The following is a 26342-nucleotide window of genomic DNA, read 5'->3' as shown; positions in this document are numbered from 1 at the left end:
TGATGATGAACCCATCAAATCACTCACGGAGATATCGATATGAACCCTACCGATCACATCAACGAACCAGGCCAACCAGTGTTCATTAAGTTCGAGACTCAGCGCTGCATCCGTGTCATGTACGGCATCGAATCACAGTTCCTTCCAATCGACCCGCGCCAAGTGGAAGGTGTCCTGGAGCCGGTTCGCAACGAGCAGAGCCTGGCCGAATACCCTAACCTTTCTCTGATCCTGTCCCAGAAGCCTGGCGGTGTGCAGATGGCCATGATCGACCACTGTGACGGCGACGTTTACCTCGCGGCTGATGCCGGCCAGGATCCACACTCCGAGGTAAGTATGGCCCGCTTCGCCGGTGAGGCCTGGCGCGTCGTCGGGTATGAAGATGGGTTTCCGGACGAGCCCTATCAGCTCATGACCTCGGAGAGCATGCTGGCGGCCCAGTCCGTATGCAACGGCCTGCTGACCTTGCTAAAGCCTGTACGGGTAGCCTTGGGGATGGATAATGGTGCTCAAACCTTCATTTTTACCGATCGCCCGGCCGAGGTACTGGTCATGGACAGCGCCTATGCGGCGCAAAGCAAAGAGAGTGGAACCCTCGTGATCAACAGCCCTTACCTCGGCCACGAGAATGAATATGCCGGCGACGTGTATCGTGGAAATCTGGCTCGTGACGCAGTCAGCCATTTCTGGGGGCAGGTCGAAGCACACGAAGACGCTAGCGCCGAATTTCTTGTCAGCCCTTAAAGGAGCCTTAACTTCCACAAATCCGCGCTGGACGAGGTTGACTCACCGGCGCTTGCGGGCTGTACGGGCTGAACGGTTTCAATATGAACCTGTTTGGTCTGAGCCTCCCCTTGGTACAGTCCTCGCTCCACTTGCCATTAGTAATTGTTCCACTCATCTCCTCTGCCATCACCGCGCGGCACGTTGGGGGCCGTGGACTTTCAAATCCCGCTTGAGCTTGTCCCGACTTGTCGAATCCGACGCGTAGTTGAGGACTTCGTACCATCCTTCAACTTGTCAGAAACTTTTTCTTCAAAGAGTTTGCTCAGTTTTGCCTATTCATCGCACGCCATGAATGAGGGTTTGCAGCATCGGCTACCAGAGGGTGATCTCTATTAAGAGTTGGCCTGAGTCGCCATGTGTCAATCCAGCCTATTAGACGGCCCAACCTCGTTAGGTTTGAAATGTTGCCTCCAGGTGGTTCTGGCACGGGTTAAAGGGCCAGAGAATTGCTCCATCGTTACCACATGACCAGGAGCAAATCCATGAACACTCAAACCGAGTCACCTCTCACTGCTATCGGCATCGCCGGCGCCGTCGTCAGCACCGCTCCACTTTTCAAGCACTTCTGCTGCGCCATCTGTGAAGATACTGGCCTGGTAGCCACCGAGCATCAGAACGAGGCTGGCGATTACCTCAACGGTCGCTGTTGGAACAGCTGTGAAGCTGGCAATTCGGTGGTGTGGAGTTCCGAACAAGAACAATGGGTCAAACCCTCGGAACAGGTTCGATTCACGCTGCGCAAGAACGAGGGCAGCACCAAGAAGCCCTGGATCGTCGAAGACACCCATGCAGATCCTGCTGAGGATGCTGTGATTTATCACTTCGCCAGCAAGCTCAAGGCTGAACGTTTCAAGTCGGACATGGAAGCTGAGTACGGATCCAAGCAGCTGGGCGCCTAATCGTGTGTAATGTCGGCTTTAGCCACAACCCACGGCGCTGGCTACCACAGGGAGCACCGTGAAAGGTGAACCGTCAATGAATCAAGAACGTCGTTCCGCCCTGCTTAATGCCTTGTCTGATGAGGTCAGAGTACCGTGGGAGCACAACTGCGCCGGTGAGATCTTCGTGCCAGGTAAGTCAGAGAACGAAACCCTGCGCATCGGCCACTTCCAAGGCGACGCGGCCCTAGCGGCATACGTGGTTGCGATGCATAACGCGACACTTGCAGGCCAGAGTTGACCCTGGAGGTATGAGCATGACCAGCAAAAACGCCATTAACGTCACCTTTGAAGACCTGAAGCTGGAAGACACAGTCATCATTTGGGGATCGTGGGCACGACGCGCATGGCTCACGAGGTACAGTTTACTGGCTCGATCCCGATACTAGGATGGTCTCAGTAAACACAAACGGCATGGCAGACACCTGGGAAGGCTTAGCCGATGGACTTCAGAAAGTCATACCCTGAGCCCGGCCGGTTAATGTGAGCCATCCTACAGATATCGGAGTTTATGACCATGACCGCTGTAAAACTCTCAGCCGGCGAAGAAGCGCTGATCGCCTCCATCATCTACCCCGCCCCCCAAGCAGGCACTTCGCTGCCGGTTGAGCCCGGGGAAAAGCGTGCTGCCCGAGGACTTGAGCGTAAGGGTCTCGTGGTGCTCGGTGTCGACACTCAAGGCCGCGACCAGATGACGTTTACGACGCTCGGTCAGGCCACTTACGAGGAGATCAATTCCACCGCGCGGGAGGGAAACAGTAGTATAAGCAAGACAAAACTAGTTCGACCAAGTGGGCTGGATACTAAGCTGATCGGTACTATCAGGGCCGCGGTGAGAACTGCTGAGATTGCTACCACCTGTGATTGGCTTGTAAGTGAAGGCTACGCATCAGATGATAGCCACGCCCGCGAACTGATTCAGTCGGCATGCAGCACCTAGGCAGCCAATTTGATCCAACCTAAATCATTGCGAAACATCAGCGTTAACGGAACAAGGTAATCGAAGGCTCGGCCTTCCAAGGGTTACTCTGTGAAACGTTAATATCCATACTGGCAAGGTACGACTGGGGTGGCAGTAACATCCTGCTTTATGGTTGCGAGAGTTTGATTTCTACGCAGCACGACGTCTCCAGTCTCAATAATTGCCGAAGAGTAGGTTAAATCATGAACGATCGAAAAACACTAATTACGGCTGTTTGCGGAGCAACTATTGGCATCGCTGTAATGTTAGCTGGCAAGTCTTATGTCCTGGAGCCATACCTCGCTTCGAAGCGCGCGGCATCACAACAGGACCAGGTTGATGTTGAAAATCGCCAACGGGATGAGCTTGTTGCTGCTCAGATTGAACAACTTGATCCTGGCTCAAAGAAAGCAGCGTGCGAAGGCTATATCGGTGGCCTTAAGGAGCAAGGCATCCCGATTTCAGCACTAATAAGTACAGCATGCTCAGGAAGCTAGAATGCTTCGCTTTCTCTGAAGTCGATGCCTCGCTCTACTGGCACACTACAAAATTGAACCTATATGGCTGAGGTCGCGCAGTGTCATTGAAGCGTATTTCCAACGAGCTCGAGCAGCTCTGCACCGTCAAGGATCTGTTCGTATATGAGGTGCCCGCTGGCGATCGTCGGGAGGTCTATCCTGTCATCACTGAATACACCCGTACATCCTCAGAATCACGGCACATGGGCAACTACGAGTTTTACAGGGCACGCGCAGTCCACCCGGCAGCTAGTGGATCCTCATTCCATACTTGGAACAATCAGGTATCAGTCGTCATTTGCCATCAAACCCGACGCGTGAAGTTCGGGCCTACTGGTCAATTGATCATGCACAAAAAGGGCGTAGGTCTGGGCCCAGCTCTCATGTCCAACGTGATCGAGTGGCTCACCAAGCAGGATGTTGCGGGCTACGCAATTGACCCAGGTTCCCTTGCTGATATCGACGCCAGCACTGAAAAAGCACGGGAGCAACGCAATCGGTTCTACATGGCTTTCGGCTTCGTTCTTTCCAATCACGATCAGAGCAGGACAGGTATCGAAGTCATTGGCGGAACCTTCACTGCAAAGTGCGTGGGGGACCTGTTCGTGCCTGATCGCTACTATCGCCGCCTGAAACCTTGGTTCGGATTTGAGTCCGAACTGCGCGATGAGCGTGAGTGTGGTGTGAAGAGCCTGGCGGAGCTCAAGCTAATTGATAGATGGACCGATAGTGCCAGCGGTTTGGGCAGGTGGATCTTGAAAAAGATGGGATGGCCAGCTCGATTTACCACCCGGCATATGCACAAGCGTAAGAGCTGGGAGCCGCAGCCAATCATGACATCAGTACAAACCCCAGAGTGATTGCAGCCAGCTGAATGCCAAACGGACAATTCTCCCGAGAGGATGTCCGTTTTCCATTAAGCCATTCGCGCCCGGCGGGCGATTGAATTTGGGGTCATGCTTATGAGTTGCATCGACGTGCCATGATCCGCACCCTTGGCTGATCCAGAACAGCCCAGGTAGAAGACCCTCATGAAACGCCTCTCCCTTAGCCACCTCATCCTCTGTGCGCTCATCGCTGGCAGCATCTCGGTCATTCTCACCTCACCGGCCAGCGCCAGCCAGGCTGCCCGTGACCGAGGCCCCTCGCCCACACCGGCCGCATTCGCTGCATGTGTTAACCACAAACTCGGCGATCGGGTGATCGTCAAAACAGCAGCCGGGAAGTCGCTGAACGGGACCTGCCGCAAATACAAAGACAAGCTAGCCGCTCGCACTCATATCCGGCACAAGAAGGACAAGAGCTGGTGGAAGTCTCTTACTTCCTGGATCTAACCAGAAAACAAGAGGCATGCTTGATAGGACTCGCTTTCAATACCTCGAATAGTCTAGGAATAGTCCTCGACTAGGGCAGCCGGTTGCTTTCGGTCAAGATCGATATGAGTCCGAACTTCTTAGCTTTCCGTAAATTGATCCGGACGATTCTTTCAAGAGCCATCTTGTGAGCAGACGATTGACCAGAAAAAGCTACTGCGTGTGCACGTGTTTCTCGCACCAGGAGCTCATTCGCCAAAGAATCCTCGCTGCCGAGCCAACAGAGGGTTCGGTGCCACCAGTTGCGACGATGAGCATAAGTGAATGCTCGCTGATACTCCTCGATAGCGTGGCGCACTTGGTGACCTATGACGCCATCTGGCTCAAAGGGATCCGCCTTCTGTTTGTCTGTCCCGGGTTCAACGTTGTGCGGTCCTCCAGATGACTCAACCAAAGCCTCACAGCCACTCAGGTCGTTCGCCAATTCATTTTGAAGGAACGTGCGTAGCCGAGAAGACATGTAGATGTCGTACTCTGTCTTAGTGGTCCGGGACAAATCCACACTGATTTTTATCATCAAGAAATTCCTGTGAAACTGACACGACCGTTCAGGCCACGCGCCGTGTTTAGGCTTGGGATTACGCCGCGGCTTTGATTAGCGGGTCTTTGCGAGTACGCCCGAGTTTCGCTTTGAGGATTATTGCATTTATATCCAACGCGGTTTTCTCAGAAACTGTCAGTTCGGCAGGTCAAAGGACTGGTTGGCTGCAGTGGGACCGGAAGAAGGGCCGTGCACTATATTGTGACCCTCGAGCCAGGCCTTAATTTTGCCTAGGCTGACGGAATTACCACTGGCAACCGAGAAGACGAAACCAGTCTGAAGCAAGACCAGCACGCTCCGATCATCAAACGCAAAGACCATGAATTCTGCAGACTCTTCGTGATGGATCATCTTGGCGGTACCTGCTGCCTCAGGTAGAAGCCAGTCGAACCCCCGCCCAGCCTCTGGATTCACAGAGTTGGTCAGCTGTATCGCCCGGCGCTCTTCTCCAGGAACAGACGACTGTCCAGATGCAAGCATTGCCGCGTCGAACTGGGCTAGCCGATCGAATAGTGACTGTGGCACTTGATGGTCCTCATGGTGCTTACTTAGTGCTGGTTAGGATAACGCCTCGGCCCCGGCTGGCCATAGCGCAAGAATCAAGCTGGCTGACTTACCTCAACCCTTTCCCATCTGAGGATACTGATCGCTCTGAACTGGCTAATACCCAAGGAACCACGCTCGTTCCTACTTCTCGAGCCCGGCCTGGTCAGCAACGCCTCGACGTCTGGCCTTTTTGCTTCGAAGATCTGGAATGCGTTGTAGTCGCCATCAAGCAGAACCAGCATCACAATGTCAAAAGGTTGCTTCAGGTCGATCGATCCAAGCCTGCCCCCTCGCATGCGACGGTTCGGGAAATACCGCCCTTTGATCTGGATCTTGAGGTCTATGCCATCTTTAGTCTCGATGGCGTCGAAGCCCGCTGTTCTGGCTTGCTTCAACTCTAGACCGAGGATTCGAGATGCTTCGTACTCAGCCACCTCGCCGGTGACGCCCAGAGGCTTGCCAGTCAAATGGTAGTAGCGCCTTGCTAGCAATTTTGCTTCGCTGAGGATCGCGTAAACGTCGTCTGGTTCTTCCATTTTCATGACATTTTGCTGCCTGGGAAACTCGGCTGAATCAAAAGCGGGAAAGCCAACGGCCTAGGTTGTCATGAATGGAGATGGTTTTGTCCATTTCTGATTGAGCAAGCTCGCTCAAAAACGGTGAGGACTCTACAAACAGCCGGCGTAGCTCGCTCTGGAGAATCGAGGCGCTCACTCTGCAACTGTTGAGCAAAGCTGCTTCATCACTGCATACAGAGGCAAGCTGATCGTCGCTCAAACATTGAGAAGCCAGATCTTTCGCCTCACGCTCAAGCTCAGCGCGCCGTGACTGTACGGCAATGATTTGCTCCTTTAAATTCTGGACACGCTCATCTGCATCGTCGATTTTCTGCGACAGTTCAACAGCAGATGCATTCTTTGGCAGGAGGGTCTTGAGCCAGTGATTCATCTTATCGTTTCCTAGGTAGGGGACTGATCTGAGGCTTATACGGATGCCACGGATAGTCATAATCCACTCAATGGACACGTGCCACCAGCTAGGACAGTGAGCAACTGCTTTTTTATTAGATGACCAGCATGGAAGTGCAAAGACAAACTAATTGCCAAGGATCATCTAACTGGGGGCTTCATGTCTAAAATTTTCTACCAGGGTGGTTCTGGCACACATGATTCGCCCTAAAACTGTGCTCATACCGAAATGAACACAGTGAAGTAATCATGACAACCGCCCACGCAAACCTGATTAACGTTAAACAAGTAGGCCTCTTCGAAGAGATCAAGCTTGAGTCTCCACGTGGGCCGGTTGTATCCCTGAGTTTTGATGATAAAGTCAGAAGTGCGATCGACGCAATCAAACAGCAAGTAATCAACGGCGCTAACCTGTCCGTGGCCTGGAGCGGCGGCAAAGACAGTAGTGTAACTTTGAATCTTGCTTATAGCGCACTTTCCGAACTGAAGAGTGAAGGCGTTGAAGTACCAACCCTGCATATTGTCAATTCTAATACAAGGATGGAAAACCCTAGAATTGACCAGTACAACAAGGGGCAGATTAAATCTATTGAATCCTTCGCAAAGTCCGCAGGCATTTCTACTAGGGTATGGATAGCATCACCCAATCTGAGCAACGATTATCTAGTGGCGATCTTGTCCGGCCGTTCGATCATGAGTGTTGGCGCTAGTTCCAAATGCCAGCAGATGGTCAAGGCGGCCCCACTTGATAAAATCAAGCGACAAGTCAAGGCTTACATTGCTGAGAAAGATGGCGTAAAGGCCAAGGATGCAAACCTAGTCACACTCATCGGCACCCGCTTTGATGAGAGCAGCGCTCGCGCCACCAAGATGAAGGCGCGCGGAGAAAGCGCTACCGACGCGGTAGACGCGATGGGCAATGGCCAGATGGTCCTTAGCCCCATTGCCAACTGGGATACCTTCGATGTTTTCACATACATCGGCTATGTTCGGTCGGGTAAGTTCGCCGCCTACGACAACTTTGATGAGCTTGTGGAAATTTACCGTGAAGCGAATGGTGGCGAGTGCATGGTTAATATGTACTTGAGCGGTACTGAGCAAGCCCGGCCAGCATGTGGAGCCCGCACTGGATGCTGGACATGCGGGAAGATATCCAAAGACACTAGCGCAGACAATATTATCGCCACTGAGGGTGGCGTTTATTCTTGGATGGCACCTCTTCGTGACCTCCGATCATTCATGCTGGCAAAGCACTTCGACCCCTCCGCTCGCTGCTGGCTTGCTCGCACTGTTAATGAAGAAACAGGAACTATCAAGATCGTTCCTAATTCGTACAGCCCACAACATTGTCTCGACCTGTTGCGTATCATCTTGACAGTCCAAATCCGTGAAGAGATTGAATCCGGCCGACTAGGGATCGCCCCTCGATTCACTATTCTGGACGAGCGTCAAATTATTGCAATTGACTTCATCAGCGCGCGATACGGGTATCAAAATAGTTTTTCGGCTCTGAGGGCCTACAAAGACATCTATGAGCGCGGAATGCGGTATGAAATTCCTTCATTGGATTCGATTCCCAAATTCACAGAGAAGGATGTGGCGTTCCGGGCTGAAGCTCCGTTTGCCGACGCTCAGTATCACAGCGCCTGGCGAGGTTTCCGCAACCTCGCCCATGCGATGGTCGACTGGGAGTCTACGACCACTCTGGCGGATGGGACGATTGTTCAAAGTGCAAACGTCGGGGATGAGTTTGAGATCGACGAGGAAGGTGCCGAATACTTTATGGGCTTCGATCTCGACTATGCCCTTGATCGAATTGCACCGCTGGATAACCCAATGTTGGTGGTCGACTACTTCGTAGGGCTGGGTACGGCCACCCTTTACAAAGGCGGGCTTGGGGAATGGAATCGTATGGCCAAAATGAGTAACCAGATCTTTGTTCATGGGATAAAAGACGTGCTGCATGACCCGCACGCCCTTTTGAAGGCTCTTCAGTCCAAGTTCGAAACGGAACAGTCGCCGGCAGTCCCCCCAGCCGCACAAACGACCCTTGAGCAGCTTTCGTTCTGGTTGTAGCTGTTTTTCACTTGGGCAGGTTCTGGCACACCTCCCCCACCCTCATACTGGGCTCATCGACAAGGAGCTTAATCAATGACTCTAGCCAAGCCAGCTACCATCACCCGCTGCACCTCGGATACCGACCTCAAGAAACTGGGCGTCCAACCTGGTTGGTTTGTTCGGTTCGCGTGCTGCTCAATCTGGCAAGAGATCACCTATGTCGCTGATGGCTGGGTGCAGTGTGTAGCGCGCGACCCGTCTAAGGGTAAGGATATGGCCTTCGTCGGTAATCACTACAGCGCTATCGACGTCCTGGCTGACGGGAACCCGGGCCAGCACGAGCGCTGGATCGATAAGGACCGGCGGAAATCTTTCTTCGATAAATTTCACCCCGAGCCTGACAACATTGTGCGGCCGGTAGCGGCTTGATAGGCATATAGCGGCCGTTATAACTGCTGAACCACTCTGCATACGGTAATCTGCAGAGCACGGACAGAGCGACGGTTCAGGCTTGGGACGCAGCGGCTCAAGGCTGACCGGTTGGCTTTTTGCACCCCGCAGCAACGTTAGGTGCTTCTGGCACACCTAATATGGTTTGAACATGGTTCCATCTTGAAGCCACTTGGAACAAAGCCATGCCTACTTACGATCAGAGCAGCACTCAGACTTACAGCGTGTGGGAAGGCGAGGTAACCCAGTTCGTTGCCGATGACCTGGAGATCTCGCACTCGGACGCCGCGGGCATCGTTGAGGGTCAGCCTTTTTACGTCCAGCAGGCGTGGGGTAAAGGTCTGAACTCCCGCGAGACGGCCGACAAAGTTCTCAAAGAGTGCCGCGATCCAAGCTGATTCCGTTCAACACACCAAGGCACCTCTTGGCGGTGCCTTTTTTGTGCCTGTAAGAACCTGTGGAAGGGGGTTCTGGCACTCCAATACCGGCCGCAAGATGAATCATCAAATCTTGAGGAGTCACCAATGTCACTCAATGCATCGCCATCGCTGAATGTTGTTTCCCAGTGCGTACAAGCAACCGTCGTGATCAGCGCCAGCCATCCAACCCTGGGCCCTGTCTACTGGTGCTTTGTCGATGGCTCGGACCATAACGCCCCTAACTGCTACACGCTAACGACCAATCTTGAGGACGCAATGACGCTGCGCAAAGGCTGGCGAGAGGGAATCATGGCGTGGAGTCATCGCGACCACATGACAAAACTGATGCTCGACAGTGAGCAGTTTCAGCAAGAGCACGACATCGACGAAACCAAAGTGTGCACTTGGTCTACCACCACCACCCTTGGAGGCGTTCTCAAGTCGTTGCAGCGACGTAGCGGGCAGGATGTTGACGCTTTCACGGCGTGGCTAACCTCAGCCGCCTGGTTGGATGTAGAAGCCCCCGGCGCCGCACTCGACTTTCCCCAGTCCTTTGTTTCACCACAATTGCAGCTCTTACCTGTCTGGCAGCGCTTGCAGGCCTAAATTCAAAGGCGGACGCCATCCCGGCCACCAACCAAAAGCGACGATTCAAAGGAATATCCATGTCTAAGTACATCAGTGGAAACTGGGGTCACATTTTTGAAGCAGACGAAAGCGAGCGGATGACTCGGATCGTGATCGATGCCGAAAGCCAGAAGCTCGTATTTGCTCAAATTCAACGCATCCGCTCTATGGACTCCACCTATTCCGAAGCCAGCCACCACGAGATGGCCGACCTGGAGGAATCGCTACTCGATGCAAACGCTGAATTGTTCAATGACCCAGTGGGGTTTGGATTGATTACAACTGATGCCATCCCCGAATGGGCTGCCAATCTCGCCTAAGTATCGGCGCAGGCAATCAAAGGGCCGGGGCGCACGGCGGCCCAGCTTCTGGCACACCCTAATCCCCGTAACATGGCGCCATTGACCTTTTAGGAGTTGCAAGCCATGCCAATCGAACGCGATGACGAACGCCGAACCCGTACCGGAGTGGTTGTATCTGCCACCCACCCGACGCTAGGCCCTCTGTACTGGGAATTCGTGTCAGAGAGAAGCGTGGGCGGTCCTGACTACTATTCAATTTCGACCAGTATGGCGCGAGCCTTGCTGCTCGAACCCGGCTGGCGCGAAACCAGCGATTTCCGTTATTACGGTGGCCACCTCTCGCAGGTCATCAGGAACCAGGCCCGGGAATATCGTAACCCCGAATACTGGGGCGTAGATCTGGTGGTTGAGCTGGAGGATGGATTGGCGAGCCTGCAGGCTCAATCCGACCAAACCGAGATTGAATTCCTTGCCTGGCTGAGGACTGCTGAATGGATTGATGTCCCGGGTCCGACTGTCATCGAAGAGCTCGTCGATCACGGATTCATGGAAGAGTGGGAGGTTTTGAGCTTCACACTACCTAAGCCGATTCAAGCCCCAGCCTAGGAAACCAGAGCCCAAGCGAGGGATGCGTCGGGGCCTGAGAAAGTTTGTAGGGTGGTTCTGGCACAGGCAAAACGACCTGATCATATGCCCATCGAAACAACACACTCTTTGATCAGGCCTATTCCAATGACCATTTTTACTACCGAGTACACCGCTGTTAAAACCCGCATCGCGGCAGCACTTAACGCCCTTGGCTGGAAAGTCGCATCCGCCCGAGACATGGAAATTAGCTGCCTTATTGCCCGGATGGACTATGAGACTGTGGTTGGCGATAAGACCGCGACAATCTCCCTTGAGCCATGGTCTGAAAGCCTGATGCTGGTCAGCAACTATGACAGCGAGGGTCGCAACATCCTTAGCGCCAACATGAAGCGCTTCGATCCTGCCATGACAGATGAAAGCCTGACTGAAGCTGTGACCCTCTACGTCGAGGCATTGGAGAAAGACGTGAATCGATCTTATGCCCGTCGGATCCACCTGAATCACCCACAACCGGCATAAAGACCGTACGGGCTGGATAACACCCCTCTACCCTAGTCAAGCACTCTCCTTCAATCCCTGCATAGGGCGCCATGCCATGACCATTGAACAGCACATCACCGAAGCCCTGAAATCACCCACGGCTAACCTCCCAGCTTTCCAGACTGCAGCAGATGCCTACGACAACGAGCTGGCAGGTCGGACAGATGTGGCCATCAACATATCACCCGTCTCTGTAGTGTTCTTTCGTGATCGCGCACTACACCTTGGTCTGTTTCAGGATGGGGTGATAGACATCGGAAACGCACAGCCGCTCACCGAGGATCTGTGGAATACCCAAGCCCCACTGCTTTCCAACAAATCGTCCGTTATCGACATCAGCGCCCTCAACATTGCGAGCTTCAACTGCGATCAGGTTCGCTTCGAATTTGAGGGTGATGACATCCAAGACCCCACGTTGTCTGAGTGCGGTCGCTTCGACATGACGCCGGACTACTACTCTTTTCAGAAAACCTCAGCTGGGATCTGGTGGAAACGCATTGAGGGCGGAGACACACTGATTCTAGATGGCGCTTCCTTTGCCCGGGCCAACCCGGTGGGGGAGTTTGTAGGACGTGTTCTTCTCTCTGAGGTCGCTTTCGACTGTGAGTATGATCCGGACGCTAAACCAACCGATCACCTACCAGAAACACTTGCGTGCGCAGCCAGAACCACTTCCGGCATGGTTGAGTACGCAGTACCCTCACTGACCGCTGACGCAATTGCTAAAGGCTTCAAGCTAGGGCTTTTCGAAGTAATCGGTAATGGCTTGGCTCGTATTACTGCCAAGGGTAAAGAAGTGGCCGCCAACGGATCCGAGAAATCGAATGATGAAAGAAGCTGAGAATAATCCTCGCCCGGCCGGGCCACGCTTGATCAGGAACATCTCCCAGTACCTGAATCGCTCATTGTCCCAATGGTACATGTTCGAGCCCCAACTTCATTGGCAGGCTGGCGTTGAGGTACACGACATCTACGGAGCGTTCATGTCAGTCGCCGTATCACACGCGCGGGTGCTTGTTGCCAATGTGGTGATTCCAGACGATGGTGATGGGCTGGCGGCGTTTCTGAATACACATTGCGATGAGCCGTTTCATTTTCCACGAATGCCGCAGGCATTTTCTTGCTCTGCATTTTTGGCTCGAGCAACGCACGCTGAGTGGCGGATGATTGCCGACGAGCTGGTAATGCCCGACTGGCTCGATGAAGAGATCATTGGTTGGGCTTGTACCCAGGGGCTGATCATCAAAGCGCCAGAGACACCGTCCCCAGTAGTTAAAGTAACGCCAACCACGACAAGGCCTGTAAGCCAGAAGACAGGCGTACCCGGCACCAAAAACCTGTTCAATCCCGAAAAGGTGCTTTGGCTGGCCAACAAGCCTGAGGGTATGCACGTTTCGCCGAAGGAAGCTGAGAGACTCAGCGACCTCGATGAGATCGTAAATGACCTGCATGGGCGCGGGCAGCTGGAGAAAATCCGGTCTGATGATTCAGGTACTTATTTCCGCACGACTCACGCGGGGCTAATTTCACTCTACGAACTGAGGATTGTCTGGCGGGCGGCGAATGGGAAATCGACAGATGATGAAGAAGCACATCTGGAAATGCTCAAAGCTCAGGAGTCTTAGCAATTTGGTTATGCTGGGGAGATCTCTGTCCTAGGGAGGGATCCTTACTCTGGCGTCTTTGCAGAAACCTTTGCAAGCTTGTTGGCGTGGAGATTCCTCCCCTTCTTGAAACGGGTAGATTCCCCGGACTTGCTCCCTGACTTGAATCGGCCACCGTGCTGACCATTTCGGAAAGAGTCGCTGCGCTTGATGCCCAAGGTCCTTGCCTTAGCATGAATCGACCCTACTTTTCGGTTTAGGATGGACGTCAACTCAGCCATTGGAGTGTCCCCGTAGAGTTCCTTGATTACCTTCTCTTCTGCTGTAGTCCAAAACCTCAAAGCCCTGCCCCACGGATTTCATAGTCAATCGACAGATTAACGCGACCGTCCAGTTTGCCAAATCCAAAAAGGGCCATGCTTTACCGTGTATTTGCTCTAACTGGCTAATGATTCATTCCAGCGGCCAGACATCGGGAATTTGCTGGATACCCTTTGGCTTTCACATGCTCAAAGGCAAGGGCACAATGCGTCCAAATCACTAAACCATCAGGAGATAGCTATGGTCGCGAGCGCAGTCGGTAAATTAGCCGCCCGATTTTTTTGGTTCATGTCATTCGTCATGTCCCTCGGGGCTCTGGTTAGTTTCTTCACGTGGGGGCTGAATGCGCTGGAAATAACCTCAGTCTTGTCTCGCTTGTATGGCACCGATGCCTGGCCTCCATTCAAGAATCTTATCGGTTGCGGGCTCGGAAGCTTGGTGCTTTCGCACATCTCCACGAATCTCTACGGTCGGGCCATTTTAGTGGCGGAGCAGGAACGTATGCTGGACAAGTAATCACAGATCGACAGTTCAAATGACGATGTTGCAAAACTCCTGCAGGTCAGGAAGCTCTCCGCCGGCCCGCTAAAGAAAATACACTTTGATGCCAAGCGTCTCGGACGCCGTATTTATCGCACTGCTGGGAATCACCCATCCTCAAGGTAGCTTCCGCATCAACGCTCATATCCCGCAGCCCACTCGAAAATGCTCAGATCGGGCTTTAGAACCCCTATATCAAATCTGAACATGTGAGCATCCAGGTCGGCAAAGTGCCCTGTCAACGCCGCACCAAAGGGCAGTTCCATATTAGGACAGAGCGCGACCTAGATCCCTGGCGCCTTGATGGCCTTGATGCACAGCACCGCATCTGCATATGTCTCAATAGCTTCCTATACCAACTGGCTCAAAACTGTATCGCTCAGCATGCCGCAGACCTCTGCAAAACTATGCAGGAGAATAGGCACCAAGATGCCACCGGTGCGCATGCGTGCGTAGGCAAAAAGCACAGCCAAAGACCCGATCAGGGCAAATGAGGGCCAATGCGTATATTGGCTATGCATCAGCATGAATAACGAGCTGGTGCACAAGATCGCAACCCACTGCCAGAGCCGGCTGTTCAAAGGGAACAATCTCATCAAAAAGTGGCGGTACAGAAGCTCTTCACTGATCGGGGGAAGTGTCAGCAGCATAACCAGACATACCACCTTTTCCAGGGCAGTTAGGCCGCCCAAGAAGGAAACCATAAAAGTCTCGCGGCCGAACCCCAGCCCCACGTCTAGGCTGGTGCAGACCACATAGATGACGATTACGATTGGTAGACAGATCTTGTAGGTGCGCCCAAGGTCGCGGCCTAAAAGCGCCCTGAGTCCGCCAGAGCCTCTGAGTTGTACTGCGGCAAGGAACAGAAGTGCTACGGCTGTTGCACCGTGTGCGAGCATAAGCCACAGGGAATTCCATTCTTCTTTCCCAACGACAGTGAATATCCAGGTCGGTATTGCTAGCGCAAGAAAGAGAGCTGTGACGCCCATCAAGCAACGCCGCCACCATGAGTAGCGGGCTTGATCGATTGCTGGGTAACCTGGGGAAATGGCGTTGTTCACGCTAAGCATCCTTTCGCGAAAATAAGTGCCTACATCTTACCCGGTCCATCAAATGATCTAGCCAAAGCAAGAGCGCCAAAATGGATGCCCGGCAGGTTAAGGATTTTGCAAGGTTGTTATGGCTTGTGGCACTCATTGCAGTGCTCGACTATGAACATGACCGAGCGGGCACTGTCCGCAATAGCAAGGAATAGCCCACGATGGAAAATCGCCAGTTCGCAGAGCAAATCGCGGCAGCAGTACAACTTCTCGGGGCCGAAGGCGCTGCAAGCTGCATGGCCCGGGCTTTGATCTGCCTTGCCCACGAGGCGAAGAATGATCTGGAATTTGAGGCTGATCTGGGGGTTGTCACCATCAAACGTACAATCACGCCCAATTCCCAGAAGCACTGAATTAAGAGGGAATCCGTCTATGGCTAGCCGCCGTCAGCCCTACACCCCTTGTAAATTGTACATCGACGGAGCTGAAGACTTGAGCGCCGGCGACTATATCGTCACTTCTGGTGGTTCAGCCTATCTAGTCCAAGCAACTCGACCGAGCCCAAGCAAACCTGAACGTTTGTACTTGGACTGCCTGCGCTGGGTGCCGGCCGAGATACCCGCGGATGCCAGATGCTTCAAGCTAAACTGGTATCGCCGTTGAAGTTGATAAGCAGGAGCTAAAGACAATGTCATGGGCAGATGCAGCTGCGCCAGTGGTAGCGCAAGTGATTCGCAACGTTGGCCGCAGTGATATGAAAGCGCTACGTAAGGCGTTAATAGAAGCCTACCCCTGGGGGGAACGAGCAAACACACCTTACAAGGCCTGGCTTGGTGAGATTCGCCGTCAGCTGGGCCACCCGCTGAACGCCCCAAAGGCAGATACGGCCAATACTCAAGCAGACATGTTCAACAGACATTAAAAGGAATCGGCACTATGCGCTGCAACGATCAAGAATTCACCATCAATAAAGGCCAGGAAGTATTGGACGGGAAGTCCCATTATCCCGACCTTGTTCGGTTGATTATCCCGAAAGACGAAGCCCTAGGTCTGGCTCAAAAAATCCTTCGCGAGCTCGAGCATATGCTGCCCGACCAGACCCATCTGGGCGAAATCGCGCTTTTCGGAAAGCTTGAAGTAGTTGATGACGAGTGAGCGGCTGGACAGCCGGGGCGCATAGAGCGCAGCAGGCCTGTTTTACCTCAGCTCAGACCTGGGCCTCCAAAGGATAAAAACCGCGGTTGTTGAAAAGTCGATTAGGCCCAGGACAAGCACTGATGAAATACCATGCACCAACAAAGCAACTGACTGTTCCACTCGAAAACCTAGAGCCAAGTGCAGCGGCATTTCGATTCGCAATCAAAATGCTTCGGAACGCGGCTGGCCTTCCTCTTGAAGGTGATGAGCGGCCAGTCCATATGTCTGATGCTTGCCATGCCGAGCAAGCGATTCTTCGCGGCGCTCGGTTGCTTGGAATTGATCTCGGAGCGGAAATGCCGGGGGAGCTCGACGTCCGGAAGGCTTGACTTCGGAAGCCAAGAACCAAAAAGCCCGCATCGAATGCGGGCTCTTGGGAGAGAAGCAGAGGCTTCTTGGCTAGTTCCGGCGGTGCCACCCTTAGGGTCGCGGGGCAGGGCCCATAAAGGCTGTCTCTCGCAGCCAGGATTTAAACATATCCGGCAGACCAATCAGAGTCAACACTCTCTCCCCCTCTCGCAGGTGGAGCATTGACGATTCGGCCGATGATCTCGGCAACGCTGGCGGTGGCCTGGTAATACACGTCCTGGGCCCGCTCGAAATTGGCCAAGAGCACTGCACGCCTTGCAGGCGGCGCCTCGCTGGCCAGCTCCTCTAGCGCCACCCGCAAACCTTCTTTGGCCCTTGTAACTTCCCCTACGTAGGGAAGCAAGCCACTTGAAGGGTGATGTGCTGGCTCCCCCTCTACCTCAATGGTCTGGGCTATAACCAGAATCGCCGCGCGTTCTGCCTGTGCGCGTGCCGGCAGCGAACATGCAGCTGGATCGTGTTGAACCTTGTCCAACGCGGCGGCCAGGATGGTCATTGGCGCGGTCATCTGTACTCCTTACAAAAATCGGATCTACATCTGCTGACCCTATCCAGAGAGGGTGGGTCACACCTTTTGGACAGGCGGCAATCAGATGCACTATGTATCCGGCTGAGAAATTCACATCCCATTTCCGGTATTCAGTTGGCCGATCCCTGTGTGGCCCTACCCTCGCCCCGCGACACAACATGTCGCTTGCGGTCTATCCTGTGACGCAACTCTTTGGAGACTGACTATGTGCTCACACTACGAAGCCCCAACTGAAGACCGCCTTCTTGCAGGCTTCGGGGTCGCCCCTACAGAACCATACCAACATGACCTATGGCCTACTTACCTTGGTCCCTTCATCCGACTTCGTGGCAGCGAAGCAACCGATGATGATCAGTCAGAACTCGAAGCCCAAGTTGGCCAGTTTGGTCTCCTCCCCTTTTGGTCTAAAGACCGGAATCTTGGACGACGAACTTACAACGCCAGATCTGAAACGGTCAGCAGCAAACCTTCCTTCCGTGATGCCTGGAAGAAAGGGCAACACTGCGTGATCCTTGCCTCGGGGATCTACGAACCCGATTGGAGAAGCGGCAAAGCAGTGCCCACCCGAATTACCCGCTCTGATGAAGGGGTCATGGCGATCGCAGGCTTATGGGATGAATGGCACAGCCCTGAAGGCCGGCTACTCAGCTTCACAATGCTGACGGTGAACGCACAAAATCACTTCATGAACCAGTACCACAAACCCGACGATGAGAAACGAAGTGTTGTCATCCTTCCTAACGGGCTGATCAACGACTGGCTACGCGCCACCCCAGAGCAGTCCATGGAGTTCATGCGCTTGTATCCAGGCGATAAGCTCAAAGCAGAAGCCAAGCCGAAGTAAGGCAACTAACGAGATCCTACCGACGGATTTGTGACGGTGCACCCCATAGTGTGGGGTCGAAATTCAGACCGAGCTAACCATTCGCCAAGAAACTGCCAGGCGGTGAGCTCGTTCTGGTGGCACACCGCGGGGTTATCATTAGGATAGCTATCCTCAACGCATCCCCAATCAGAGGCCCTACAATGACCAAGCCGGCCGAACGTACCCGGAAAATCCTCTTCCTAGATGAATTTGTCGAGGTCGACACATACCAGCCAGTACATTGGCCCGAAAAACAAGAACTGGTCGCAGGGCGGTTTCCCCTAAATCCCACATTGCGTCGGTGCTTTGACCAAACTCCAAATGAGGACCGCGAGTCGCTTGAGACGGAGCATTGGTGGGACCTGCCCTTCATCATCTCCCGTGACTGGGAATGCTGCGTTGAGATCATCAAATCCATTCAGGCCCAGCATCGCGAGCAGGCAAACGACTACGTTATTTCCGATGATGAGCTTGAGGCCAAGATCCAGGCGGAAAAACTTCGCTGGTTTGCTGAATTCCCGGATGGTGTTCGTTATGACGTCAGATGCCTTGATGGCGGAGCGTGGGACAGATCTACCTGGTGGGGTTGCAGCGGGAGCCTTGATGAGGCGGCCAAACTTGCCGAAGCGGGGCCGGCCTGGCGCTCAAAACTCAGCTGAATGCCGGCCCAGGGTTAGCGTTCAGGCTCGTAGAAGCTTTTTGCGCAAAGGTAACAGTGCGGTGCTCACCATCAGAAGCGATGAGATGGCGCTCCAGGTGTCACTACCTCCCCCCATAGATGCAAGAGCTACCACTACGGTAAGTGCTATCAACACGGGCTTGAAATAGTCGGACAGGTACAGAAGTTCAACGGGTGTGTCTCCGTGGATTTTGAAGCTCCAGGGTAGACAGTTCACGACCAACAGCAGGACGGTTGCAGCTATCCCGAGCATGATGCTGTCTTCGAAATCGCTGATCAGTGAGCTGGCAACAGTTGTGCCCAGCGTTGCGAGCACAAGCCACAGGCATGTGCGTCGCGATTTGGTAGTTTGGGCGAGGAGCCCGACCGCTGCGGTAGTCATTAGCCGGCACGCAAAGGGAAATTGAACGCCGAGCTTATGTTTCAAACCTGATTCATGCACCTCAAACTGGCCTAACAAAAACTTCACTTTTTTTGCCCTGGGTCTGAGCGGTGCTACTTCACCGGACGAAGACCCAGGCTCTGGTGGTGCAGCCTGACCCTCGCCTGCTCCATCGACTCACCTGTTCGAGCTGACTCAAATATAGGCTCCAGTACGCCAAAGCCTCGTTTATTTGAGGTCTCAGCCTCCATCACCCGGATTCGCAAATACCCAAGGCCCTTGAGGCTTTTTAGGGTCTGCGTCGCAGCTGGTGCGACCGTGATTGACTCAAGGTCCTCGGACAATGCCAGTTCCAAAGTCTGTGCAATTATTCCTACCCATTTGGCATGCGCGAGATACAGCAGTGACAGGTCGCAGTAGACGTGGCCATCTGGAAGGGTTGCAACCTGACTGCCCAAGTTAAGGGCCCGCACTTCATCCAAGAAGATCTTCATGAGATCTTGGCTATGGACATCGAGCCCGTCACGAGCAAAATCGGCTTGAAGGACTGCGCAGGCCTCCGTCAGGTCGATAGCTGTCGGGGCGCCCGGAGCTGCAGGTTGTTCTCGGTCAGGGGCCTCACCAGCTTGATGCAAGCCTACCTTCTCAGCATAAACCCGGGCATTTGCTTGGTGCTGGTCTTCGCCGGTGGCGACAACCTGCTTGAATACGTCAGTCACTCGGTACCCGAAACGCTCCATTGAGTCCCGATCAAGGGTTCCGATCGCCCCTACGGCGATCTCGCGCACGGTCAAAAACTGCTCGTTTAAGTTGGGCATATCCACGAACTCCCACCTTCCCAGATGTCCCTTCGTGCAGGCCACCCCGATCTTTGCTCCGATCAGAGGTGCAAGCTTGAGTTGAATCGCGAATATCAGGGTCAATGGTCCGGACACGTCCCCTGCGGCATCAGTCACTAGCCTCTCAAGGAGACCCGCTTCCTTAGCCAGTCTTTCAATAGCCCGTGTAACCCAGTCTGCTGAGAGTGAGCGTGAATCTTGTAGCGCTGCAACCTCAAGGCTTTTGGCCATGGCGGTGAGGTTCAATACAGGATGGTCGGTCATGTGAACGGACTTGATACGAGTTGGTGTACACACATCCTAACCCGCGCAGCCCTACATTCAACTCTGGAATTGGCTACCCCAATGGCATAGCTAGGCGGTTCAGGTAGGTAGACAGGCGAGACCACGACCCCTAAACAAATTTTAAGCCTTGGAAATAGTCCCCGATCCTCCCTAATTGAGCTCTTATTCCTTTCCTTCCTAGGAGCTTAGAAACAAGAAATGATTTTTAAGGAGGGTGGTTCTGGCACACAGAAATCAACATGAAACTGAGCTCATCTACTTAAAGGAGCAACATTCATGACTACTTCCAATATCGCAGCAGGCCTGATCACCGCTCAAGCAATAGACTCTCTTGCCGCGTGCAACTCACTTCGCAAGTTTCACGACGTAACCCAGACCCTGATCAAGAACCAACAACTCGGGCTCGATTTCGCCCCGAAACGCAACAACGCGTTTGCACTACCCGTCGCTCTCTTGGTTTGCTACATGTCCGACTCCCGTCGTGAATCCTTGGATCCGGACCAGATCCGTAGCTTCGCCAATGCTTACAAGGCTGGCGACCACGTCGATCCTATGACTGTGGTACCAGAAAGCGGCAAGCTTCGAGTGGTGACCGGCATCACTCGATACGCTGGCCTGATGCTTGCCATCTCCGAGGGCTGCACCATCAAGCAGGTGTGGGTTATGGAAACCGATGCGGACCCTGCGTCGATCATCATCCGCCAGCTGAACTCTAACCGTCAGGTGGCCATGAAGCCTGTGGAGTTGGGCAACTCGTATCGCGAACTGATTGAGCTCAAGATGACCGTCCCTGAGATTGCCACCCGTCTCCACGTCAAGGAGAGCCATGTGCGCACCATGCTGGACTTCGACCGTGTACCGGCTGAAGTAAAACAAATGGTTGTGGCCGGACAGGTATCGGTTAAGCGCGCGATCAACGAAGATCTCAAGTGCCAGATGAAAGGGGCGGACACCGTAGTTCACATGCAAAATCAACTGGCCAAAGCACGCGAAAACGGCCACAAGAAGATCACACCCAAGAACACTTCGGCGCCCTCGCCCCTTTTCAGCCGCAAAGATCTCGATGCGTCTGTCCCTGTGCTGCTCACTCTCGCAGATGCACTTGAGAAAGAGCTGCCGATGATGGGCGACACACCCGGCGAAGTAACATTGCAGCTGAAACTCGGCGGCGACCTGCAAGCTCTGTTCACTGCGCTGGCCAACTTACGCAATGCCCATCGCACTGCGACCGGGGATTCGCTGCCAGCAGTCGCCACCAACTAACTCCCAAAGCCAAAGCTACTCCATCGCGGGCAAACCAGATGGAGCAGCTCAACCGGCCGCCGCCGTGTTTAACCCCTGAGCTAGGGTGCCGATTCACAGCTCAGGCATAATAATGCTCTCTGTACCGCCCAGATCAAGGTGAACACCCATGTCCAGCTCTTGCGCGCTGAACCCTCTCAATAAACCCTGCGGCTCTTGTCCTTGGCGAGTGAATCAAGAAGCCTCAGACATTCCCAATTTTGATCTGGAGAAGGCTGAGCGGCTGAGAAACTGCAGCCCGGACATCAATGGGATGGGTCCAAGCTATCTCGACCCGATATTCGCATGTCACCAAAGCCGTGTGGGAGAGGAATTCGCCTGTGCCGGTTGGTTGGCCAAGGTAGGGCATGCCCACCCTCGCATTCGATACCTCGTTAGCACGGGTAAGCTCCCAGCAGAGGCACTCAACCCCGGCACTGGCTGGCCAGAGCTGCACTCAAATTATCCAGACGTCCTCGATAAGCTCAGGGAGGCAACCGTCGAGTGATCCTCAGCAAACCAGAAGCCGGCGCTTGGCTTCTGGCACGCCATAACGAGATCTACGATGGCTCATCTCTAAGCCATTGATGAAGCCACCATGCAAATGAACAAAGCCCTGACAACGACTGGCATCTATCGCCCAGGTCAGCCGCCGCAACTGTTTCCTGTGTACGACGCCCACCTGAACCGCATGCAGGAGCTGGCTTTTCTGATTGGCGACCGATTGCTCAGTATGCCGCTAGGCACCCTGGCATCAGTCAGCGAAACCATGAAAGTTGGCGTTGTCACGCTGGCAGGCAAGATCGAAACCGTAATGCTCGAGCACTACTCCCCATTGCAGTCTGATGACGATGTGCAATGGTTCTGCTTCACAAAGCAGAAATACCAGGACTGCGACTGGGGCGGGGAAGAACAGATAGACGAGATCATCGTGGAGCTCGAGGCTTGGCTAGCTCGACCAGTGTTCACTGAAATCCAGCCAGCCCAACGTCTTCAGACCCTGGCCAAGGGTCTGGAAGACTGGATTGAAAACTACGAAAGCTCCCAGCCGAGCTAAGCCGCAACCGGGCGCTCAAGCTGCAAGCACCGCAGGGCGAGCTTGTGCTGGTAATCAACGCCGGTGCAAGTACGCTCCAAGCGGGTCAAATCCTTCAGTGTTACGTCATTTGCACCCGCAGAGTGAAACTGCGCGAGAAGAGCCTCGCATAGCGTTACAACATATTGCGGGGCCTTGTGCTCAGGGCTGATGTTCATCGCTCCCGGCATTGCTCGCCGGCTGGCCAAGCCAGCACCTACGATCCCCCAGTATGGCTCCAGTTCATGCTTGCTCGCGGTCGTCATCTTTTCACTTCCCACCCTTGGATTTCAGATACTGAGCAATTGAATTGCTCCCACCCACGACGGCTGCGCGATATGCGGTGTCGCCGTCATTATTCTTGGTGCTGAGGCTAGCACCGTGCTCTACGAGTAGTTTCACTACGTCGAAGTGACCCTGGTAAGCCGCCATGATGAGTGGCGTATCTCCTCCCCGCTCTAATGCCACATCTGGCCGCGCGCCAGCAGCAAGCAAAGAACGGACGCAGTCGGTAGCACCGGCCTGGGCTGCATGCGCGATTGGGGTCCAACCGTACTTAATGCCCTTGAAGTCAGGTTTCGCTCCTGCTGAGAGAAGATAATCGACGGCAGCGCACTTCTTGGCTGCCGCAGCGGCGGCGATCACAGGATTCCCCTTCTGATTGAGCCAAGGCATGTCTGGCCCAGGAGTATCAACAGCATAGCCGCCGTCGACATACTCTTTGAGCGTTGGTATGTCGCCGTTGCTTGCTGCCTTGGAAAACCCTTCTCGGCTAAACGAGCTGGAAGTTTTGGGACCTGAGGCTTCGACGGGAGCAGGAGATGAATCGACTTTAGCAGAGTGAATCGATAATTCCGGAACAGCGGTAGAGGTGGAGCCTGTGCTTGAGCAGCTCTTAACCCCCTGCTGAAGCAGCGAAAGCAGTTCAGACGGCTCGTAACGCTCTTTCCCATCCTTCCAGCCCTGGGCGGCCGCCATAGTCCGCGCGCTGCCATTGATAGCGTACACACTCCCATCAGATGTTGCCGTTACGACAATGCTGCCTCCCACCTTTTTACACTGAACAGGGTCACCTGCAGTGGCGGCCGGCGCTACAACAATTGATATAGCGAGGACACAAAACCTGATCAGCGTTTGCTTTCCCTTTCGTTTGGAATCCATTGTCCGGCTCCTATGCAGATCATCTCAGGCGTACGCGGGGTCCTCAAGGACCCGCTTTAGAACGGCCAGGCCGAGGGCGGTGAAGATGAGATCGAAATGATCCATATCCTTAGCCAATGACTCAGGCATTTCAGCGATCAACCCTTTCTCCCGGCAAGACTTGGCAGAGCGGAATTCACCACGCTGGCAACTAATACTGCTTGTCAGGTTTAGATCACGATCAAACGTCGCGAGGAAGGCTCGCTGCCCCGGTGATAGCTTCTTAGCGATGGAAATCGACTGGTGATTGATAAGCCACTGGCCTACATCATCCGGGAGGACTTCGGACTTGGCCCAGGCGGCAAATGAAACTCGAGTGGTGTTGCTTTCGGTCCCAGCAGGAATGCCGCCCGAACTCACATGGGGCTTATAACGGAGGCAGTCTTCATCTGCGACCGCTTCGTACAGCTTGAATTGCGGCCCCTCGGCAAGGACTTCACGCAGACCCGCTTTGCCGTCGGTATAGAACCGGCCGACTCCAATATCAGTTTTCTTCACGATGACGCTCCCGAAGGTGATCAGTACCCCGTTCGGGGCTGTGAGAGTAAGGATAACTGCACGAATGCTCGTGCCAACAGCATGTAACCAAAACAAACCGATCGCATTACCCGGCTTGTTCCGACTGGATTTCAAGCATCAGATCAGCAGCATGTTCATCAACTGCTTTCTGATCACCAGGTATGTACCTGGCTGGCAGATCTTCAAGGGGCGCCACTACTACCTTGGGGAGCCCGAACTGGTCCGCAGTGACATCGACAACAAAGGCTTGATCGCCGGCTGTCGCCTCCACCCAATAGTGACCATGACCAACCCAGTCGATGTAGAGCCCGCCATCCGAATCACCATCCCCCCCACGCACAGAGGCCTGGAAACTCGTAAAGCGGTTGATTACCGCCGCGCACATCACCGCCGCATACAGACAGGTACCAAGCGTGCGCTGGTGGCCCAGTGATTGAGCCAGAATGCCTTCAAAGATCTCCCTCGAGCTCGCTGCCAAGCTGGCCAGCTCTGGTGGTGCTAAGTGGTGAACATCCATTGATTCGTTTCCATTCACGGAGTCTGGTGAGCATTTTAAGGGGTGCATGTGCACGCGACCACAGAGTTAAGCTGCCGATATACTGGGCGTAACGTACATTTCCGGCTTTCCAGGGTAGGACCGATGATCCGCATTCGAACGAAGATGGCCCCGCGGTGGATTCAACAGATCACCAGTGCTCAGTCTCAACTTACCGTGCTCTCCCCCTACATCACGAAGAACCCTACTCTAACGCTGCTCGCGAACAAGAAAGCTACGTTCTATACACGCTTCGATCTCCGCGATTTTCTCAGTGGTGCGTCAAAGCTGAATGCATTCAAACAGCTACTCAAAAAGGAGTGTAAAGTCTTCGTAGTGCCAAAGCTGCATGCAAAAGTGATCATGGATGAGGATAAGTTTGTCACCCTTGGGAGCCAAAACCTGACTCAGGGAGGGAGGCGGAACAAGGAGCTGAGTGTCTGTTTCGACGGTTCAGCTCGAGACAAAACATGTGAGTCAGTACGAAATTTGGTGCGGGAATGGACTACTGATCCAGATCTAGTTCAGGTCGACTGGGATTGGTTCCACCAGATGGCTGAGGATGTAGAGCGCGGCAAGGAGGCATACGAACAGTTCAACGAGTCACTTCGCACCATTGAAGTTGATGCAAAACGAGCAAATGCGGAACGGTTAAATGCTCAGGAGCTTCGCCTGGAGGGTGAGAGGCGATCGAGGAAAACGGCAGCCCTTGCTGAACTCCAAGAGACAGTGAAGTCCGCACATCCGTCTGGCATTAACCATCTAGGCACTGTAACCCCTACCAAAGCATCACCATGCTTACGGTTTGAGCCCGGGGTCGACCTGCTTAGCTGGAAGAAGCGAAACAAGATCCTGCCTCCGCTGGATAAGGGCTCTCGATGCCTTTGCGTCCTCAATCAGAAGCATGTCGGCTGGGCTCGCCTGGCTGGGAGGCAGATAACTAAGATAGCTCAGAGCATGAAGATTCGCGGAATCCTGCCTGCGCCATTCAAGACCGTTCAGATTGAGCTTTCTGTGAAGCCAGAAGACCTCAGAGCAATGTCCTCGGACACGACGATGGTTGTGAAGCTCTCAGCACCCAACGGAGTAAAGCTGCTCTCAGTGGCTCTAAGCTATTCCATCAAGAAAACAGAAGTGCTTGGAACGCATCTGCCAAGGGTTAAGGCCAAGGGTAAGAAGCTCAAGCCAATTGCCCAGTTGAGAACCGACCTGCAAGCTTGGATTGACTCGGATCACGATGCATTCGAAAACCTTCTATCCAAACATATTACCAGCACCACACCCTTGAAACAGCGGCTCGCCGGTGTGAATGCTGATGAGTATTTTGGAGGGTTGTATAGCAAGGTTTCGGTCACGATGATGTTCACCGCCCGAAGCAACCAACCAATCCTAGTAGCGACCTTGATTGGTGATGACTGAGCGCCCAAAGCTGGTCAAATCTTACTGTTCTCCAGGTTTGAACAGGGC

At 53.8% G+C, this 26342-nt stretch carries 37 protein-coding genes; 26 read left to right on the top strand and 11 right to left on the bottom strand.

Annotated features, from left to right (window positions below; translation table 11 throughout):
• The first annotated feature begins 39 nt into the window (after positions 1-39).
• The 7 genes from K5E40_RS07970 (at position 40) to K5E40_RS07940 (ending at position 4537) form a co-directional block, all read left to right on the top strand.
• Positions 40-744 carry a hypothetical protein gene (locus K5E40_RS07970; protein ID WP_198834113.1) on the top strand — a complete coding sequence of 235 codons (705 nt, stop codon included), beginning with the start codon at positions 40-42 and terminating at the stop codon, positions 742-744.
• A 524-nt stretch (positions 745-1268) separates the two neighbouring features.
• Positions 1269-1685 (top strand): hypothetical protein, encoded by a 417-nt coding sequence (locus K5E40_RS07965; RefSeq protein WP_078466043.1) that lies wholly within the window; start codon positions 1269-1271, stop codon positions 1683-1685.
• A gap of 76 nt (positions 1686-1761) precedes the next feature.
• Positions 1762-1965 carry a hypothetical protein gene (locus K5E40_RS07960; protein WP_078466042.1) on the top strand — a complete coding sequence of 68 codons (204 nt, stop codon included), beginning with the start codon at positions 1762-1764 and terminating at the stop codon, positions 1963-1965.
• A 276-nt stretch (positions 1966-2241) separates the two neighbouring features.
• Positions 2242-2664, top strand: coding sequence for a hypothetical protein (locus K5E40_RS07955; protein ID WP_078466041.1), 423 nt, complete (start codon positions 2242-2244; stop codon positions 2662-2664).
• Positions 2665-2888: 224 nt separating this feature from the next.
• Positions 2889-3182 carry a hypothetical protein gene (locus K5E40_RS07950; RefSeq protein WP_153045982.1) on the top strand — a complete coding sequence of 98 codons (294 nt, stop codon included), beginning with the start codon at positions 2889-2891 and terminating at the stop codon, positions 3180-3182.
• An 86-nt stretch (positions 3183-3268) separates the two neighbouring features.
• On the top strand, positions 3269-4063 hold the full coding sequence (locus K5E40_RS07945) for a hypothetical protein (protein ID WP_078466040.1): 795 nt from the start codon (positions 3269-3271) through the stop codon (positions 4061-4063).
• Positions 4064-4234: 171 nt separating this feature from the next.
• Complete coding sequence (locus K5E40_RS07940; protein WP_078466039.1) at positions 4235-4537, top strand: hypothetical protein; 303 nt, start codon at positions 4235-4237, stop codon at positions 4535-4537.
• A gap of 70 nt (positions 4538-4607) precedes the next feature.
• Here K5E40_RS07940 and K5E40_RS07935 read toward each other — a convergent pair whose 3' ends face one another.
• The 4 genes from K5E40_RS07935 to K5E40_RS07920 form a co-directional block, all read right to left on the bottom strand.
• A complete protein-coding gene (locus K5E40_RS07935; RefSeq protein WP_078466038.1) occupies positions 4608-5093 on the bottom strand; it encodes a hypothetical protein in 486 nt (161 codons plus the stop codon).
• A gap of 159 nt (positions 5094-5252) precedes the next feature.
• On the bottom strand, positions 5253-5468 hold the full coding sequence (locus K5E40_RS07930) for a hypothetical protein (RefSeq protein ID WP_221730322.1): 216 nt from the start codon (positions 5466-5468) through the stop codon (positions 5253-5255).
• A 248-nt stretch (positions 5469-5716) separates the two neighbouring features.
• Positions 5717-6205 carry a hypothetical protein gene (locus K5E40_RS07925; RefSeq protein WP_221730321.1) on the bottom strand — a complete coding sequence of 163 codons (489 nt, stop codon included), beginning with the start codon at positions 6203-6205 and terminating at the stop codon, positions 5717-5719.
• Between the two features lie 31 nt (positions 6206-6236).
• Positions 6237-6611: a hypothetical protein gene (locus K5E40_RS07920; RefSeq protein ID WP_153045981.1), complete on the bottom strand. Its 375-nt coding sequence runs from the start codon at positions 6609-6611 to the stop codon at positions 6237-6239.
• A 269-nt stretch (positions 6612-6880) separates the two neighbouring features.
• Here K5E40_RS07920 and K5E40_RS07915 point away from each other — a divergent pair, with 269 nt between their 5' ends.
• From K5E40_RS07915 to K5E40_RS07870, 10 genes are all read left to right on the top strand, one after another.
• A complete protein-coding gene (locus tag K5E40_RS07915) occupies positions 6881-8707 on the top strand; it encodes a phosphoadenosine phosphosulfate reductase family protein (RefSeq protein ID WP_221730320.1) in 1827 nt (608 codons plus the stop codon).
• A 75-nt stretch (positions 8708-8782) separates the two neighbouring features.
• Entirely contained in the window at positions 8783-9118 is a 336-nt protein-coding gene (locus K5E40_RS07910; RefSeq protein WP_221730319.1) for a hypothetical protein, read from the top strand.
• 206 nt (positions 9119-9324) lie between these two features.
• Entirely contained in the window at positions 9325-9537 is a 213-nt protein-coding gene (locus K5E40_RS07905; protein WP_078466032.1) for a hypothetical protein, read from the top strand.
• Positions 9538-9663: 126 nt separating this feature from the next.
• Positions 9664-10164, top strand: a complete 501-nt coding sequence (locus K5E40_RS07900) for a hypothetical protein (protein ID WP_116827151.1) — start codon at positions 9664-9666, stop codon at positions 10162-10164.
• 59 nt (positions 10165-10223) lie between these two features.
• Positions 10224-10505 (top strand): hypothetical protein, encoded by a 282-nt coding sequence (locus K5E40_RS07895; RefSeq protein WP_221730318.1) that lies wholly within the window; start codon positions 10224-10226, stop codon positions 10503-10505.
• Positions 10506-10610: 105 nt separating this feature from the next.
• Entirely contained in the window at positions 10611-11093 is a 483-nt protein-coding gene (locus K5E40_RS07890; protein WP_221730317.1) for a hypothetical protein, read from the top strand.
• A gap of 126 nt (positions 11094-11219) precedes the next feature.
• Complete coding sequence (locus K5E40_RS07885) at positions 11220-11594, top strand: hypothetical protein (RefSeq protein ID WP_221730316.1); 375 nt, start codon at positions 11220-11222, stop codon at positions 11592-11594.
• 76 nt (positions 11595-11670) lie between these two features.
• A complete protein-coding gene (locus K5E40_RS07880; protein ID WP_221730315.1) occupies positions 11671-12456 on the top strand; it encodes a hypothetical protein in 786 nt (261 codons plus the stop codon).
• A gap of 142 nt (positions 12457-12598) precedes the next feature.
• On the top strand, positions 12599-13240 hold the full coding sequence (locus K5E40_RS34945; RefSeq protein ID WP_260455561.1) for a hypothetical protein: 642 nt from the start codon (positions 12599-12601) through the stop codon (positions 13238-13240).
• A gap of 540 nt (positions 13241-13780) precedes the next feature.
• A complete protein-coding gene (locus K5E40_RS07870; protein WP_221730314.1) occupies positions 13781-14056 on the top strand; it encodes a hypothetical protein in 276 nt (91 codons plus the stop codon).
• Between the two features lie 374 nt (positions 14057-14430).
• Here K5E40_RS07870 and K5E40_RS35380 read toward each other — a convergent pair whose 3' ends face one another.
• Positions 14431-15141, bottom strand: coding sequence for a CPBP family intramembrane glutamic endopeptidase (locus K5E40_RS35380; protein WP_221730313.1), 711 nt, complete (start codon positions 15139-15141; stop codon positions 14431-14433).
• Between the two features lie 200 nt (positions 15142-15341).
• Between K5E40_RS35380 and K5E40_RS07860 the strand changes: the two genes are divergently transcribed.
• The 3 genes from K5E40_RS07860 to K5E40_RS07850 all read left to right on the top strand — a co-directional run bounded on the left by K5E40_RS07860 (position 15342) and on the right by K5E40_RS07850 (position 16646).
• The gene (locus K5E40_RS07860) at positions 15342-15533 is read left to right on the top strand and encodes a hypothetical protein (RefSeq protein WP_078466024.1); all 192 of its coding nucleotides are present in this window, start codon (positions 15342-15344) and stop codon (positions 15531-15533) included.
• 523 nt (positions 15534-16056) lie between these two features.
• Positions 16057-16275, top strand: a complete 219-nt coding sequence (locus K5E40_RS07855; RefSeq protein ID WP_078466022.1) for a hypothetical protein — start codon at positions 16057-16059, stop codon at positions 16273-16275.
• A gap of 122 nt (positions 16276-16397) precedes the next feature.
• Positions 16398-16646 (top strand): hypothetical protein, encoded by a 249-nt coding sequence (locus K5E40_RS07850; protein ID WP_078466021.1) that lies wholly within the window; start codon positions 16398-16400, stop codon positions 16644-16646.
• A 140-nt stretch (positions 16647-16786) separates the two neighbouring features.
• Here K5E40_RS07850 and K5E40_RS07845 read toward each other — a convergent pair whose 3' ends face one another.
• Positions 16787-17194 carry a hypothetical protein gene (locus K5E40_RS07845; protein WP_011923101.1) on the bottom strand — a complete coding sequence of 136 codons (408 nt, stop codon included), beginning with the start codon at positions 17192-17194 and terminating at the stop codon, positions 16787-16789.
• A 226-nt stretch (positions 17195-17420) separates the two neighbouring features.
• Between K5E40_RS07845 and K5E40_RS07840 the strand changes: the two genes are divergently transcribed.
• Positions 17421-18059, top strand: coding sequence for an SOS response-associated peptidase (locus K5E40_RS07840; protein WP_011923102.1), 639 nt, complete (start codon positions 17421-17423; stop codon positions 18057-18059).
• 182 nt (positions 18060-18241) lie between these two features.
• A complete protein-coding gene (locus K5E40_RS07835; RefSeq protein WP_011923103.1) occupies positions 18242-18739 on the top strand; it encodes a hypothetical protein in 498 nt (165 codons plus the stop codon).
• Positions 18740-18760: 21 nt separating this feature from the next.
• Here the strand turns inward: K5E40_RS07835 and K5E40_RS07830 are convergent, their stop codons facing one another.
• Positions 18761-19228, bottom strand: a complete 468-nt coding sequence (locus tag K5E40_RS07830) for a hypothetical protein (protein ID WP_011923104.1) — start codon at positions 19226-19228, stop codon at positions 18761-18763.
• 26 nt (positions 19229-19254) lie between these two features.
• Positions 19255-20244 (bottom strand): hypothetical protein, encoded by a 990-nt coding sequence (locus K5E40_RS07825; protein WP_011923105.1) that lies wholly within the window; start codon positions 20242-20244, stop codon positions 19255-19257.
• A 297-nt stretch (positions 20245-20541) separates the two neighbouring features.
• Between K5E40_RS07825 and K5E40_RS07820 the strand changes: the two genes are divergently transcribed.
• The 3 genes from K5E40_RS07820 to K5E40_RS07810 all read left to right on the top strand — a co-directional run bounded on the left by K5E40_RS07820 (position 20542) and on the right by K5E40_RS07810 (position 22603).
• A complete protein-coding gene (locus K5E40_RS07820; protein ID WP_011923106.1) occupies positions 20542-21528 on the top strand; it encodes a hypothetical protein in 987 nt (328 codons plus the stop codon).
• A 148-nt stretch (positions 21529-21676) separates the two neighbouring features.
• The gene (locus K5E40_RS35530) at positions 21677-22054 is read left to right on the top strand and encodes a DUF6283 family protein (RefSeq protein ID WP_011923107.1); all 378 of its coding nucleotides are present in this window, start codon (positions 21677-21679) and stop codon (positions 22052-22054) included.
• 90 nt (positions 22055-22144) lie between these two features.
• Positions 22145-22603: a hypothetical protein gene (locus K5E40_RS07810; protein ID WP_011923108.1), complete on the top strand. Its 459-nt coding sequence runs from the start codon at positions 22145-22147 to the stop codon at positions 22601-22603.
• 288 nt (positions 22604-22891) lie between these two features.
• Here K5E40_RS07810 and K5E40_RS07805 read toward each other — a convergent pair whose 3' ends face one another.
• The 3 genes from K5E40_RS07805 to K5E40_RS07795 form a co-directional block, all read right to left on the bottom strand.
• Positions 22892-23782 carry an ankyrin repeat domain-containing protein gene (locus K5E40_RS07805; protein WP_221730312.1) on the bottom strand — a complete coding sequence of 297 codons (891 nt, stop codon included), beginning with the start codon at positions 23780-23782 and terminating at the stop codon, positions 22892-22894.
• Between the two features lie 24 nt (positions 23783-23806).
• Positions 23807-24319 carry a hypothetical protein gene (locus K5E40_RS07800; RefSeq protein WP_221730311.1) on the bottom strand — a complete coding sequence of 171 codons (513 nt, stop codon included), beginning with the start codon at positions 24317-24319 and terminating at the stop codon, positions 23807-23809.
• 106 nt (positions 24320-24425) lie between these two features.
• A complete protein-coding gene (locus K5E40_RS07795; RefSeq protein ID WP_193069005.1) occupies positions 24426-24857 on the bottom strand; it encodes a hypothetical protein in 432 nt (143 codons plus the stop codon).
• A gap of 123 nt (positions 24858-24980) precedes the next feature.
• Here K5E40_RS07795 and K5E40_RS07790 point away from each other — a divergent pair, with 123 nt between their 5' ends.
• Entirely contained in the window at positions 24981-26294 is a 1314-nt protein-coding gene (locus K5E40_RS07790; protein WP_011923112.1) for a phospholipase D family protein, read from the top strand.
• The last annotated feature ends 48 nt before the right edge of the window (positions 26295-26342 follow it).

This window comes from Pseudomonas baetica (genome assembly GCF_019733355.1).
GTDB lineage: Bacteria > Pseudomonadota > Gammaproteobacteria > Pseudomonadales > Pseudomonadaceae > Aquipseudomonas > Aquipseudomonas baetica_A.
Note: the sequence above shows the minus strand (reverse complement) of the source record. Positions and strands in the feature narration are given on the sequence as shown.